13 protein-coding genes are annotated in these 13567 nt (G+C 66.5%); 7 read left to right on the top strand and 6 right to left on the bottom strand.

All coding sequences use genetic code 11. The annotated features are described in order from the left end of the window. Positions 1–10 precede the first annotated feature (10 nt). Complete coding sequence (locus EIP75_RS24830) at positions 11–1438, top strand: methyl-accepting chemotaxis protein (RefSeq protein WP_125242378.1); 1428 nt, start codon at positions 11–13, stop codon at positions 1436–1438. Between the two features lie 343 nt (positions 1439–1781). Here the strand turns inward: EIP75_RS24830 and argF are convergent, their stop codons facing one another. Both argF and EIP75_RS06210 read right to left on the bottom strand, forming a co-directional pair. Further along, on the bottom strand, positions 1782–2714 hold the full coding sequence (argF, locus tag EIP75_RS06215) for an ornithine carbamoyltransferase (protein WP_125242377.1): 933 nt from the start codon (positions 2712–2714) through the stop codon (positions 1782–1784). A 2-nt stretch (positions 2715–2716) separates the two neighbouring features. Further along, a complete protein-coding gene (locus EIP75_RS06210) occupies positions 2717–3919 on the bottom strand; it encodes an aspartate aminotransferase family protein (protein WP_125242376.1) in 1203 nt (400 codons plus the stop codon). A 466-nt stretch (positions 3920–4385) separates the two neighbouring features. Here EIP75_RS06210 and EIP75_RS24435 point away from each other — a divergent pair, with 466 nt between their 5' ends. Then, positions 4386–4697, top strand: coding sequence for a DUF3579 domain-containing protein (locus EIP75_RS24435; protein ID WP_233584726.1), 312 nt, complete (start codon positions 4386–4388; stop codon positions 4695–4697). A 238-nt stretch (positions 4698–4935) separates the two neighbouring features. On the opposite strand, the gene rpsT is transcribed toward EIP75_RS24435, so the two are convergent. Next, the gene (gene rpsT / locus EIP75_RS06200) at positions 4936–5235 is read right to left on the bottom strand and encodes a 30S ribosomal protein S20 (protein WP_125242374.1); all 300 of its coding nucleotides are present in this window, start codon (positions 5233–5235) and stop codon (positions 4936–4938) included. A gap of 180 nt (positions 5236–5415) precedes the next feature. Here rpsT and murJ point away from each other — a divergent pair, with 180 nt between their 5' ends. Next, a complete protein-coding gene (gene murJ / locus EIP75_RS06195) occupies positions 5416–6978 on the top strand; it encodes a murein biosynthesis integral membrane protein MurJ (RefSeq protein WP_125242373.1) in 1563 nt (520 codons plus the stop codon). A gap of 21 nt (positions 6979–6999) precedes the next feature. Here the strand turns inward: murJ and radA are convergent, their stop codons facing one another. The 3 genes from radA to alr are packed head-to-tail and all read right to left on the bottom strand — an operon-like array spanning position 7000 to position 10075. Continuing rightward, positions 7000–8367, bottom strand: coding sequence for a DNA repair protein RadA (gene radA / locus EIP75_RS06190; RefSeq protein ID WP_125242372.1), 1368 nt, complete (start codon positions 8365–8367; stop codon positions 7000–7002). A 38-nt stretch (positions 8368–8405) separates the two neighbouring features. Next, positions 8406–8924 carry an acyl-CoA thioesterase gene (locus EIP75_RS06185; protein ID WP_233584707.1) on the bottom strand — a complete coding sequence of 173 codons (519 nt, stop codon included), beginning with the start codon at positions 8922–8924 and terminating at the stop codon, positions 8406–8408. A gap of 29 nt (positions 8925–8953) precedes the next feature. Next, positions 8954–10075, bottom strand: a complete 1122-nt coding sequence (gene alr / locus EIP75_RS06180; RefSeq protein WP_125242371.1) for an alanine racemase — start codon at positions 10073–10075, stop codon at positions 8954–8956. 156 nt (positions 10076–10231) lie between these two features. Here alr and lplT point away from each other — a divergent pair, with 156 nt between their 5' ends. The 4 genes from lplT to EIP75_RS06160 all read left to right on the top strand — a co-directional run bounded on the left by lplT (position 10232) and on the right by EIP75_RS06160 (position 13544). Then, positions 10232–11509 (top strand): lysophospholipid transporter LplT, encoded by a 1278-nt coding sequence (gene lplT / locus EIP75_RS06175; protein ID WP_125242370.1) that lies wholly within the window; start codon positions 10232–10234, stop codon positions 11507–11509. Positions 11510–11652: 143 nt separating this feature from the next. Continuing rightward, the gene (locus tag EIP75_RS06170) at positions 11653–12516 is read left to right on the top strand and encodes a beta-ketoacyl synthase chain length factor (RefSeq protein WP_338014908.1); all 864 of its coding nucleotides are present in this window, start codon (positions 11653–11655) and stop codon (positions 12514–12516) included. Continuing rightward, positions 12506–13282: a lysophospholipid acyltransferase family protein gene (locus EIP75_RS06165; RefSeq protein ID WP_125242368.1), complete on the top strand. Its 777-nt coding sequence runs from the start codon at positions 12506–12508 to the stop codon at positions 13280–13282. The genes EIP75_RS06170 and EIP75_RS06165 overlap by 11 nt, the downstream gene beginning before the upstream one ends. Beyond that, positions 13272–13544: a phosphopantetheine-binding protein gene (locus tag EIP75_RS06160; RefSeq protein ID WP_233584706.1), complete on the top strand. Its 273-nt coding sequence runs from the start codon at positions 13272–13274 to the stop codon at positions 13542–13544. The genes EIP75_RS06165 and EIP75_RS06160 overlap by 11 nt, the downstream gene beginning before the upstream one ends. Positions 13545–13567: the final 23 nt, after the last annotated feature.

Here is a 13567-nt window from a genome sequence, read left to right as displayed (position 1 = left end):
AGGCATCCGCATGTCCCAAGCACGCAGCTCCCGCTCCACCCTGTTTCGCCGCAACGACACCGTCGTGCTGGCGGGCATCGGCACCGTGTTCGTGGGGGTGCTGGCGTATGGCGCGCGGTTCGACAACTTTGTCCTGGGCCTGGTCGTCGGAATGATCCTGCTGGCCGCCAGTGCCGGCGTGGCCGCATGGTCGCGAGGCGGTGTCGCCAGTCTGGTCGGGTTGCCTTTCCTGGGCATGGCCATGGTGGGTTTGATGATCCATGTGGCGCGAGGACACAACGAGGCGCACTTCGCCGTGTTCGCCTTCATGGCCTGCCTGGTGGTGTACCGGCGCGCCTTGCCCATCATCGCCGGGGCCGCGACGATCGCCGTGCACCACCTGAGCTTCAACCAGTTCCAGGCCTGGGGCTGGGGCCCCATGTGTTTCGGAGAGGCCAGCTTTTTCCGCGTGATCGAGCATGCCTTGTTCGTGGTGGCAGAAGCCGGCGTGTTGCTGTTCCTGGCGGCCCGCGCCAAGGGTGAGTTCGACACCGCCGAAGAATTGATGGAGATCGCCGAGAGCCTGCAGGCCGATGATGGGCGCATCAACCTGCGCCTGCCGCCCCAGCGCGGGCAGGCACGGGTGGTGCGCACCCTGCGCGAATCACTGACCCGGATCGGCGATGCGATGGCGCAGGTGCAGCAGGCCACCGACGCCATCCGTGCGGCCTCGGGCGAGATCGCCTCGGGCAACGCGGCGCTGAGCTCACGCACCGAGCAGGCTTCCGCGAGCCTGCAGGAAACGGCGTCGTCGGTGGACCAGATCGTGGCGACCATGCAGCACAGCACGGACCACGCCCACCAGGCCAATGCCCTGGCCGGCGAAGCTTCCAGCGTGGCGGTGGAGGGCGGTGCGGCCGTCAGCCGTGTGGTCCAGACCATGGCGGGCATCCAGCAGTCGAGCCGCAAGATCACCGACATCATCGGTGTGATCGATGGCATCGCGTTCCAGACCAACATCCTGGCCTTGAACGCCGCGGTGGAGGCCGCCCGCGCTGGCGAGCAGGGCCGTGGCTTCGCCGTGGTGGCCAGCGAGGTGCGCTCGCTGGCGCAGCGCAGCGCCGAGGCGGCCAAGGAGATCAAGCAACTGATCACCAGCAGCGTGTCTCAGGTCGAATCGGGCAGCGCCCTGGTCGACAGCACGGGCACGACGATCGAGCAGGTGGTGCAGCAGGTGCGGCGCGTCACCGAACTGGTGGGGCAGATCACCAACTCCAGTTCGGAGCAGAACCAGGGGATCGCGCAGATCAACACCGCGATCGGGGTGCTGGACGAATCGACGCAGCGCAATGCGGCGTTGGTGGAGGAGACTGCTGCGGCGGCCGAAGGGCTGGCGCGCCAGGCCGATCAACTGGCGCAGGCTGTGGCGGTGTTCAAGCTGGATGGTGTGGCGGCGTGAGGTTTGTGTCCTTTGCCTGCCTTGGGCTGAGCGCTTTGTCGTGAGAGCGCGGGGCGGGGGCTGAGCCGGCATCCATCCGGGTTTCATTCGGGTGGTTTCGCCTTCGGCGAAACTTCCCTGCGGTGCTCACGGCAAGGTGGGGCCGCAGAACTCGCTCCGCGGCTTCGCCGCTGCGCTCAAACAGCTGCGGCCATGCAGTTGAACGAAGCATGTGCTGCGCACATGCCCACCGCGCCGCTCCGCTCCTCGGCACCCTCAAGGCACCCGGCCGGATGCCACCACATCCCGTGCCCCGCGCTGCCCCGCAAGGCGCTCAAGACACACGCATGCGAACCATCCGCGATCAGCCGATCCGTCCCAGCAGCAGGTACTCCATCAGCACCTTCTGAACATGCAGGCGATTCTCAGCCTCGTCCCACACGACAGACTGCGGCCCATCGATCACCTCGGCCTCGACCTCTTCGCCCCGATGCGCCGGCAAACAGTGCATGAACAGCGCATCAGGTGCAGCCACCCCCATCATCTCCGCATCCACGCACCAATCGGCAAACGCCTTCTTGCGCTCTTCGTTCTCGGCCTCGAACCCCATGCTGGTCCACACGTCGGTGGTGACCAGGTGCGCGCCACGGCAGGCGTCCATCGGGTCCTTGAAGACCTTATAGCAACCGGTGTCGCTGATGCCGGCCACCTCGGCGTCGATCTCGTAGCCGCTGGGCGTGCTCACGTGCACCGTGAAGCCCAGCAGCTCGGCCGCCTGCAGCCAGGTGTTGGCCATGTTGTTGCCATCGCCCACCCAGGCCACCACCTTGCCCTCGATGGAGCCGCGGTGCTCGATGAAGGTGAAGATGTCGGCCAGGATCTGGCAGGGGTGGTATTCGTTGGTCAGCCCGTTGATGACCGGCACCCGCGAGTTGGCCGCGAACTTCACCAGCTTGGCCTGCTCGTAGGTGCGGATCATCACGATGTCCACCATGCGCGAGATGACGCGGGCGCTGTCCTCGATGGGCTCGCTGCGGCCCAACTGGCTGCCATCGGTGGTCAGGTGCACCACCGAGCCGCCCATCTGGTACATGCCGGCCTCGAAGCTGACACGGGTGCGTGTGCTGGCCTTCTCGAAGATCATGGCCAGCGTGCGGTCGGCCAGCGGGGTGTACTTCTCGTAGTTCTTGAAGCGCTTCTTGATCAGGGCCGCGCGCTCGAACAGGTAGTGGTACTCCTGGGCGCGCAGGTCCTTGAACTGCAGGTAATGCTTGAGCAGGCTGTGACCGGGTTTCATGTTCACGCCTTGGGTGTTTCGCTCAGAAACTGCTTCACCAGCGGCACCAGGATGGCCACGATCTGGTCGGCCTCGGCCTGCGTCAGGATCAGCGGGGGCACCAGGCGGATCACCTTGTCGGCGGTCACGCTCAGCAGCAGGCCTGCCTCGGCCGCACGGCCCAGCAGCACGCCACAGGGGCGGTCCAGTTCGATGCCCAGCATCAGGCCCTCGCCACGGATCTCGACGAAGCCGGGCAGGACGCCCAGTTCGCGCTGCAGCGCAGCCTTGAGGTGCGCGCCCACCGTGGCGGCGTTGGCCATCAGGCCGTCGGCCTCCATGATCTTGAGCGTCTCGACCCCGGCGCGCATGGCCAGCGGGTTGCCGCCGAAGGTGGTGCCGTGGTTGCCCGGCTGCAGCACATTGGCCGCTTTCGGGCCGCACACCACGGCGCCCACCGGCACGCCCGAGCCCAGGCCCTTGGCCAGCGGCATCACGTCCGGCTGGATGCCGGCCCACTGGTGCGCGAACCACTTGCCGGTGCGGCCGATGCCGCACTGCACTTCGTCGAGCATCAGCAGCCAGCCCTTGTCGTCGCACAGCTTGCGCACGGCGCGCAGGTAATCGTTGGTGGCGGGGTTGATGCCGCCTTCGCCCTGGATCACTTCCAGGAACACGGCGACCACCTTGGGGCGTGTGGCTGCCACGTCTTCCAGGGCTGCGATGTCGTTCAGCGGCACGCGCACGAAGCCCGGCACCAGGGGCGCAAAGCCTTCCTGCACCTTGGGGTTGCCGGTGGCCGACAGCGTGGCGATCGAGCGGCCATGGAAGGCCTTTTCATAGACGACGATCTCGGGCAGGTCGATGCCCTTGCCGTGGCCGTACTTGCGCGCGATCTTCAAGGCCGCCTCGTTGGCCTCCAGGCCCGAGTTGCAGAAGAAGGCGTTGGTCAGGCCGGAATGACGCACCAGCAGCGCGGCCAGTTCTTCCTGCAGCGGCACCTGGTAGTAGTTGCAGCAGTGGATCATCTTGGCGATCTGATCCTGCAGCGCCGGTACCAGCTTGGGGTGGTTGTGCCCCAGGGTGTTCACGGCGATGCCTGCCAGGCCGTCCAGGTACTCCTTGCCGTCCGTGTCCCAGACTCGGCAGCCCTGGCCGTGCGACAGGGCAAAGGGCAGGCGGCCGTAGGTGGGCATCACGTGGGGCATGGGCGCGGCGGCAGTCATGGGGTCTCTCGCTGTGATCTGACAATGAAAAAAGCGCAGTGCATGGAGACTGCGCCGGTCCATTGTAAGGAATGCGCACGGCCCCTGTCACCGTGGCTGTCATCAAGCCGGCACGGCGATTGCCGAAAATGCAAACGTGGGTGTCGTGCCGCGCCGAGCTCAGGGTTGGCCCTTGGCTGGTGCCCGAGAGGGCGCAAGACCACTGGCACCGATGTTGCGATTGTGTCCAACTCAATGGACAATGGAGGGCCTTCTGATGGAAACGGTTTCAGACCCTGTGTCCTCAGATCCGGCGTTGGCCCAGGATCACCCTCCCGTGCCCGCGCCGAGCCACCGCGGCGAGCCGACACGACCGGCGGCCGTGCCTGTACAACCTGTCAATGCACCCATTGAACAGACCGTGGGATCTTCCAACGTGTCCAGCTCCGTTCCGGCCTCTTCTTCGGCCTCCACGGCTGCCGCGGCCATCGCCGCCGGCAAACCGCGAGAAGTCTTCATCCAGGGCATCACGTCCAATGGGCGGCAGTTTCGCCCCAGCGACTGGGCCGAGCGCCTGGCCGGGGCCATGTCGAGCTTCCGCCCCGGCGGCGCGCGCGGCGGGCCGGGGGCGCACATCGGCTACTCCCCCTATTGCTTCCCCACCACCCTGGCCGGCGTCAAGTGCGTCGTGGTCAACGAGGCCCTGCGCAAGCTCGAGCCCATGGCCTGGGATTTCGTCATGAACTTCGCCAAGGACAACGACTTGCAGTTGTTCGATGGTTGCATATTGCCGGATTGAGGCCCACCTCTGGTTGAGGCCCACCCCCTACCGGCTTCGCCGGCCCCCTCAAGGGGGCGCATCCATGCGACCGGCGGAGCCGGATCGTCGGATGCCGTTGGGGGCGGCCGGCTTCGCCAGGCCTTAATGAACCGCGCGCCTCGCTCGGTTGCTCAGCGTAATCGGCAAACAAAAAGCTCGCCAAGGGCGAGCTTTTTTGCGGGCGCTGCCTGTGGGGGCAGCGTGGGGCGGGCCTGGATCAGGCGGCCAGGGACAGGGCCTTGACCTTGGCGGCCAGGCGGCTCTTGTGGCGAGCGGCCTTGTTCTTGTGGAAGATGCCCTTGTCGGCGATGGAGTCGATCACGCTTTGGGCGGCCTTGAAGGCTTCGGAAGCCTTGGTCTTGTCGCCAGCTTGAACAGCCTTGAGCACGCCCTTGATGGCGGTGCGGAACTTCGAACGCAGGGCCGAGTTGGCGGCGTTGAGCTTGACGTCCTGGCGGACGCGCTTGCGGCCGGAGGCGATACGGACGGTCTTCTTGACCTTCGATGCAGATGCCATGATTTTTGGGCCTTGCGGATGCCTGAGTGATCAAAGCCAGCCAGAACTGGCAAACCCGATCATCCAATTCGCACCCTGCAAAGCCAGAGTTGGTTGGAAAGCCGAACAGTATAACGCGTTGTGGCGCCCCTGACCAGGGGTGGGCGGGGCATCCAGCTTGCGGCCCCATAATCCGCGCCCATGAGTTTGCTCAAATCCGCCTCCATCGTGTCCCTGCTGACACTGGCCTCGCGCATCACCGGCCTGGTGCGCGAGTTGCTCATCGCGGCGGCGTTCGGGGCCAGCGCCACGACCGACGCGTTCCAGGTGGCTTTTCGCATCCCGAATTTGTTGCGCCGGCTGTTCGCGGAGGGTGCTTTTTCGCAGGCCTTTGTGCCCATCCTCGCCGAAAGCCGTGCCCGCCAGGGCGATGAGGCCACTCACCGCTTGATCAACGCGGTGGGCTCGGTGCTGTTCTGGGTGCTGCTGCTGGTGTCCGTGCTGGGCGTGATCGGGGCGCCTGTGCTGGTTTGGATGATGGCCTCGGGGCTGAAGGAATCCGGTGGCTTCGACGACGCGGTGCTGATGACGCGCTGGATGTTCCCGTACATCGCCTGCATGTCGCTGGTGGCCCTGAGTGCCGGTGTGCTCAACACCTGGGGACACTTCGCGGTGCCGGCGGCCACCCCCGTGCTGCTGAACGTGGCCATGATCATCGCAGCCTTGTTGGTGGCCCCGTGGTTCCGTCAGCAGGGCTGGGACCCGGTGCTGGCGCTGGCCGTGGGCGTGATGCTGGGCGGTGTGCTGCAACTGGCCATCCAGTTTCCGGCGCTGGCTCGCCGCGGGGTGCTGCCACGCATCGCCACGAGCCGCGCGGCGCTGTCCGCAGCCTGGCACCACGAGGGTGTGCGCCGCATCCTTCGGCAGATGGGCCCGGCGCTGCTGGGTGTGTCGGTGGCGCAGCTGTCGCTGTTGATCAACACGCAGATCGCGTCGCACCTGGGCGCGGGCGCGGTGTCCTGGCTGACCTATGCCGATCGCTTGATGGAGTTTCCGACCGCGCTGCTCGGTGTGGCGCTGGGGGTGGTGCTGCTGCCGCAGTTGTCCAAGGCGCAGGCCAGCGGCAACCACGCCCAGTTCTCGGGCCTGCTGGACTGGGGGCTGCGCCTGATCGTGCTGCTGGCGCTGCCTTGCGCCGTCGGCCTGCTGCTTTTCGCCAAGCCGCTGGTGGCCGTGCTGTACCACTATGGCCGCTTCACCGATGCCGATGTGCAGCAGACCGTGTTGGCGCTGATGGGCTATGGCGTGGGCCTGATGGGCCTGGTGGGCGTGAAGATCCTGGCGCCGGGCTTCTACGCCACGCAGGACATCCGCACACCCGTGCGCATCGGCATCGGCGTGCTCGTGCTGACGCAACTGCTCAACCTCATCTTCGTGCCCTGGCTGGCCCAGGCCGGGCTGGCCTTGTCGATCGGGCTGGCCTCGCTGGTCAATTCAGGGCTGCTGCTGTGGGGGTTGCGCAGGGCAGGGCGCTACCAGGCCGGGCCGGGCTGGTGGTTGTTCGGTGGCCGGGTGGTGCTGGCCACGGCCTTGCTGTCTGGGGGCCTGTGGTGGGCGGCGCACGCCTTCGACTGGCTGGCCTTGAGGCATCAGCCCTGGGAGCGGGTGGGGCTGCTGGTGGCCTGCCTGGTGGGGGCTGCGGTGGTCTACTTCGGCACCCTGCTGGCGACAGGCTTGAACCTGAAGGCCACGCTCAGGCGCTGAGCCTGGCGGGCCGCCTCGGCCTCACAGCCCGCGCACCAGGTCCACCGCCTGCTCGATGCGGTCCACCGCGTGGATCGTCAGCCCCTCGATGGGCTTCTTGGGCGCATTGGCGCGCGGCACGATGGCCGTCGTGAACCCCAGCTTGGCCGCTTCCTTCAAGCGCTCCTGCCCTCGCGGCGCGGGGCGCACCTCGCCCGCCAGGCCCACCTCGCCGAAGGCGATGAAGCCCTTGGGCAGGGGGCGGCCACGCAGGCTGCTTTGGATGGCCAGCAACACGGCCAGGTCGGCCGCTGGCTCGCTGATGCGCACACCGCCCACGGCGTTGACGAACACATCCTGGTCTCCGCAGGCGATGCCGGCGTGGCGGTGCAGCACCGCCAGCAGCATGGCCAGGCGGTCGCGCTCCAGGCCCACGCTCAGGCGGCGCGGGCTGGGCCCACCCTCATCGACCAGCGCCTGGATCTCGACCAGCAATGGGCGGGTACCTTCCAGCGTGACCAGCACGCACGAGCCGGGCACCGGTTCGCCATGTGTGGACAGGAAGATGGCGCTGGGGTTGGTCACGCCCTTGAGACCCTTCTCCGTCATCGCGAACACGCCGATCTCGTTGACGGCGCCGAAGCGGTTCTTGATGGCGCGCACCAGGCGGAAGCTGCTGTGCGTGTCGCCTTCGAAATACAGCACGGTGTCGACGATGTGTTCCAGCACGCGCGGGCCTGCCAGCGCGCCTTCCTTGGTCACGTGGCCGACCAGCACCATGGCGCAGCCGGTGGACTTGGCCGTGCGCGTGAGGTGGGCGGCGCATTCGCGCACCTGGGCCACCGAGCCTGGTGCCGAGGTGAGCTGCTCGCTGTAGATCGTCTGGATGGAATCGATCACGCAGAAGGCGGGCTTCTCGGCATCGAGCGTGGCCAGGATGTTCTCAAGCTGGATCTCGGCCTGCACACGCACGGCCTTGCCCTCCAGGCCCAGCCGGTGGGCGCGCAGGGCCACCTGGGCGCCGCTTTCCTCACCGGTCACATACAGCACGGGCATCTGGCGCGAGAGCGCATCCAGGGCCTGCAGCAAAAGGGTGGATTTGCCGATGCCGGGGTCGCCGCCGATCAGCACCACACCGCCGGCCACGATGCCTCCGCCCAGCACGCGGTCGAGCTCATCGAGCCCGGTGGGGGTGCGGGAGACATCGCCTGCTTCGATCTCCGACAGCGTTGTGACGGGCTGCGGCGCGGCCAGCCCGCGGGCCAGGGCCTGCATGCGGTTCTTGGGCGCGGTTTCGGCGCGGCCTTCTTCCAGCGTGTTCCAGGCGTTGCAGTGCGGGCATTTACCCAGCCACTTGGGGCTGGTGCCGCCGCATTCGGTGCATGTGTAGACGGTTTTCTCTTTGGCCATGGGCGAGACTGTAGCCGCAGCCTCTGCCCTGGGCCCGCTCAGACGGTGTCGTCTTCGGGAGGTGCGGCAGGGGCCGAGGCCTGGATGGCCTTGAAGCGGCGCTCCAGATCCTGTCGCAGTTCGCGGCGCAGCTTGGCCGCGGCGAAGCGCCGGTGCTCATCGGGCGTCTCTGGCACCAGGGGCGGCACGCTGGTCGGCTTGCCCTGGTCGTTGACGGCCACCATCGTGAAGAAGCAGCTGTTGGCATGCCGCACCACCTGGTTGCGGATGTTCTCGGCCACCACCTTGACGCCGATCTCCATCGACGAGGTGCCGGTGTAATTGACCGAGGCCAGGAAGGTGACCAGCTCGCCCACGTGGATGGGCTGGCGGAAGGTGACCTGGTCCACCGACAGCGTGACCACGTAGGTGCCGGCGTAGCGGCTGGCGCAGGCATAGGCCACCTGGTCGAGCAGCTTGAGGATGGTGCCGCCGTGCACATTGCCCGAGAAATTGGCCATGTCGGGCGTCATCAGCACGGTCATGCGGAGGTGGTGGCGTTGGGCGTCGGTGTCCATGCTGGTGGGATGTTGGGGCAATGGTCAGGTCAGGCGTCGTGCGGGTGCAGCACCTCGAAATGCACCCGCATGGACAGGGCGCACATCAGCTCGTAGCCGATGGTGCCGCAGTGCTCGGCAACCTCGTCGATGGACAGCAGGGTAGGTTGGCCTGCCACGGCGGGCCCTTGGCCCCACAGTGTCACCTCGCTGCCCAGGCTGGCATGGGGCACGTCCGTCAGGTCCACCGACAGCATGTCCATGGACACGCGCCCGGCGATGGGCACGCGCACGCCTTCGACCAGCACGGGGGTGCCGTCTGGCGCGTGTCGGGGGTAGCCGTCGGCATAACCGCAGGCCACCACGCCGATGCGCATGGGGGCCGTGGCCGTGAACCGGCTGCCATAGCCGATGGTGTCGCCGGGCTGGAGGTGCTGGATGCCGATCAGGCGCGAGCGCAGGGTCATGGCCGGGCGCAGCCCCCAGTCGGCGGCCCGGTGCTCAGGGTAGTCGGGCACGGCGCCGTACAGCATCAGGCCGGGCCGCACCCAGTCGCCGCGCACCTTGGGGGATTCTGCGTGGCGAAGGGTGGCGGCGCTGTTGCACAGGCTGCGTTCGCCGGGCAGGTCGGCGCAGGTGGCTTCGAAGATGGCCAACTGGTGTGCGATGCCACGTGGTGCATCGGCGTCGGAGAAGTGCGTCATCAATGAGATCTCGTCCACCTGCGTCAGGGCCGACAGCCGCACCCATGCGTTGCGGAAGGCGTCGGGCGTGAAGCCCAGCCGGTTCATGCCGGTGTTCATCTTGAGGAACACCCGGTGCGGCCACTCGGTCTTGTGCTGGGCCAGCCAGTCGATCTGCGCCTCGTGGTGGACGGCATGCCACAGATTCAGGCGCGAGCACCATTCCAGATCCCGGGCCTCGAAGGTGCCTTCGAGCAACAGGATGGGGCCGCGCCAGTCGAGCTTGCGCAGGCGCTCTGCCTCGGCGATGTCGAGCAGCGCGAAGCCATCGGCGCTTCGCAGTCCTTCGAAGACACGCTCGATGCCGTGGCCATACGCGTTGGCCTTGACCACCGCCCAGACCTGCGCATCGGGGGCCGAATCCCGGGCCCGTTGCAGGTTGTGGTGGAGGGCATCGAGGTGGATCAGAGCTTCAAGCGGACGGGGCATATCGGTATTTTGCCAGCCCCCGCAAGCCGGGGCCACAGGGGGGGCTCAGCCATGGCTGCCACAGGTGGCATGCTATAACCGGCCCCCGGTTGTCCGGAACGCGACACGCCCTATTTCAGATTGCATGGCCCCCACGTTGTCACCGCCCCGCCCACGATGAAAAAAGGCTTCTACACCATCATGGCGGCGCAGTTCTGCAGTTCGCTTGCAGACAACGCGCTGTTCGTGGCGGCCGTCGAGCTGCTCAAGACATCAGGTGCCCAGGAGTGGCAGCGTGCCGCGCTGGTGCCGATGTTCGCGCTGTTCTATGTGGTGCTGGCCCCCTTCGTCGGGGCGTTCGCCGATGCCTTTCCAAAAGGCAAGGTGATGTTCGTGTCCAACACCATCAAGGTGGCAGGTTGCCTGTTGATGTTGTTCGGCACGCACCCTCTGGTGGCGTATGCCCTGGTGGGGCTGGGTGCCGCAGCCTACTCGCCCGCCAAGTACGGCATCCTCACCGAACTGCTGCCGCCTTCGCAACTCGTCAAGGCCAATGGCTGGATTGAGGGCCTGACCATCACGTCCATCATCCTGGGCGTGGTGCTGGGCGGCCAGCTCATGGGCGCGCATGTGGCGCCGCACCTGCTGGCGCTGGACCTGCCCTTCGTCGACACCGGGATCGACACGCCGCCAGAGGCCGCGATCGCCTGCATGGTGCTGTTCTACATCGCGGCGGCGCTGTTCAACCTGCGCATTCCGCGGACCGAGTCTGCGTTGCAGCCCCTGCCGGCCAATCTCTTTTCGCTCACTTACGACTTCTGGCTGTGCAACCAGCGCCTGTGGCGTGACAAGCTGGGCCAGATCTCGCTGGCCACCACCACGCTGTTCTGGGGCGTGTCGGGCAACCTGCGCTACATCGTGCTGGCGTGGGCGGGCGTGGCCCTGGGCTACAGCACCACGCAGGCTTCTTCGCTGGTGGGCGTGGTGGCGGTGGGCACGGCCGTCGGCGCCATCGTCGCTTCTGTCTGGATGCGTCTGGACTGGGCTACGCGGGTGATCCCGATGGGGGTGGCCATGGGGTTGCTGGTGATCTTCATGAACGCCATCCGGGACCTGCACGTGGCCATCCCGTTCTTCGTGCTGCTGGGCGGCCTGGGCGGTTTCCTGGTGGTGCCGATGAATGCGTTGCTGCAGCACCGTGGGCACAACCTGATGGGCGCAGGGCGCTCGATCGCAGTCCAGAACTTCAACGAGCAGGCCTGCATCCTGCTGCTGGGGGCCATGTATGCGGGCACCACCAAGGCTGGTCTTTCCGCTTTCGGTGCCATCACCGCCTTTGGTGTTGTGGTGGCCTCAGTGATGGCGCTGATCGGCTGGTGGCACCGGCGCAATGTGCGTCTGCACCGCGACGAGGTCAATCACCTGTTGGACATCGCCCGTTCAGACGGGCATTGAATACAGGGCGTTCCGGCCGATCCCCCCTGGTTTCCAGGGGGCGTCCAGGGCGCTGTGTCATTGTAAAATTGTGAAAATGGCTTAGCGCCGCCCCTGGGCAGCGTGCCGGCCTGGCGGGAGGCCGAGCCTGATCCAAGTCACAGGTGGCCCATGATTTACAGATTGGCCGTGACTGCGTGGGTGGGTGTGTGCATTTTGAGTTCCTGATACGTCAATGGGCGGCGTACGCTGGCGCACTCACGGATCCCGCCGACTGGCTGGACTGGGCGTCACGCCCCGTGGCCTTTCCCCCCCAAGATGCTGACACCGTTCCTCCGCTGAGCGAGATGCCCGCCATGATGCGTCGGCGCATCGATCGGCTGGGCCGCATGGCCTGCCAGGTGGCCTACTGGTGCCACGAACCCCGAGAAGACGTTCCAGTGGTGTTCGCATCACGTTATGGCGATGCCGCCCGATCGCTGGCACTGCTGGGTGATCTGGCGCAAGGCCAACCCTTGTCGCCCACCGGTTTTGGCCTGTCTGTGCACAACGCGGTGGCGGCGCTGTATTCCATGGCCCGTGGTGACACGGCCAATTCGGTGGTGGTGGCTGCCGGGCGCGCCACCGTGGCCGCGGCGCTGACCGAAGCCGCCGGCCTGCTGGCCGATGGGGCACCCGAAGTGCTGGTGGTTTACTACGAATCACCATTGCCGGCTGATTACGCCTGCTTTCATGACGAACCTGCGTTGGACTACGCTTGGGCGTGGCGCGTGGCGGCCGCCCATGTCGAGCCCGCGCCGCAGAAGGGTGTGCGCGTGGCCTTGTCCGTGGGTGAGGCGGGCGGGCAACTGCGGTCCGTTTCTACCGATGTGGCGCAGCCGGCGATGCCTGCCGGGCTGGCCGTGCTCCATCAGGTGTTGAGTGTCTGGCAAGCCAGGCAGGGCCTTGTGGCGGACAAGCTTGCGTCATTGCAGCGCCCGCATGATCGCCCTGGTGCCGCCTGGTTTTGGAGCAGCCATGTTGCTTGAGTTGCTGGACCGGTTGAGGCGTTTGATCGCCACCGCCGTGTGTTTCACCACCTTCGGTGTCGGAGGCTTGTTGCTGTGGTTCGTGGTGTTTCCCCTGCTGTCGCTGCTGGTGCGCGATCGCCTGCGCCAATCGGTCCTGGCAAGGCGAATGATTCATCACCTGTTCAGGTTTTTCGTGGGACTGATGCGTACCCTTGGGGTGCTCAGCTACGAGGTGCACGGGCTGGACAAGTTGCAGCGTTCAGGCCTGCTGATCCTGGCCAACCATCCTTCGCTGATCGATGTGGTGTTCCTGATCGCGCTCACACCGCGTGCCGACTGCGTTGTCAAGGCCGCCCTGCAGCACAATCCGTTCACTCGGGCGGCGGTGCGCACGGCAGGCTACATCCACAACGAGACAGGGCCTGCGATGGTGGGCGACTGCATCGCCACCTTGCAGCGCGGCAACCACTTGATCATTTTCCCGGAAGGCACGCGCTCGGTGGTGGGACAGGCCCTGCAATTGCAGCGTGGTGCGGCCAACGTGGCGGTCAGGGGCGGAGTGGATGTCACGCCTGTCGTGATCCGCTGCCAGCCGTCCACGCTGACCAAGGGCGAGCCCTGGTGGCGCATCCCGGCGCGCCGGCCCCACTTCATTTTCCGCATCCAGGACGACCTGTCCGTGGCCGCCGTGACACAGGGATGCACCAGCGATGCGCTGGCCGCGCGGCGCTTGACCGATTACCTCGCCGACTACTTTGCCAAGGAGACCGCCTGTGACGGCTGACACCACAACGCTGGACCAGGACATCAAGGAGCTGATCATCAGCTCGCTGGCCCTGGAAGACATCACGCCCGATGACATCGATGCCGAGGCGCCCCTGTTCGTCAAGGGCCTGGGCCTGGATTCGATCGACGCCCTGGAGCTGGGACTGGCGCTGCAGAAGCGTTACGGGGTGTCCGTGTCGTCCGATTCGGAAGAAACGCGCCGGCACTTCGGCTCCGTCAAGGCCCTGGCGGCCTTCGTGACTGCGCAGCGCACCCGCTGAGCATCCCTTGCAAGAGACTTGTC

The sequence above is a fragment of the Aquabacterium soli genome (assembly GCF_003933735.1).
Lineage (GTDB): Bacteria > Pseudomonadota > Gammaproteobacteria > Burkholderiales > Burkholderiaceae_C > Aquabacterium > Aquabacterium soli.
This window is presented reverse-complemented; position numbering and strand designations above follow the sequence as displayed.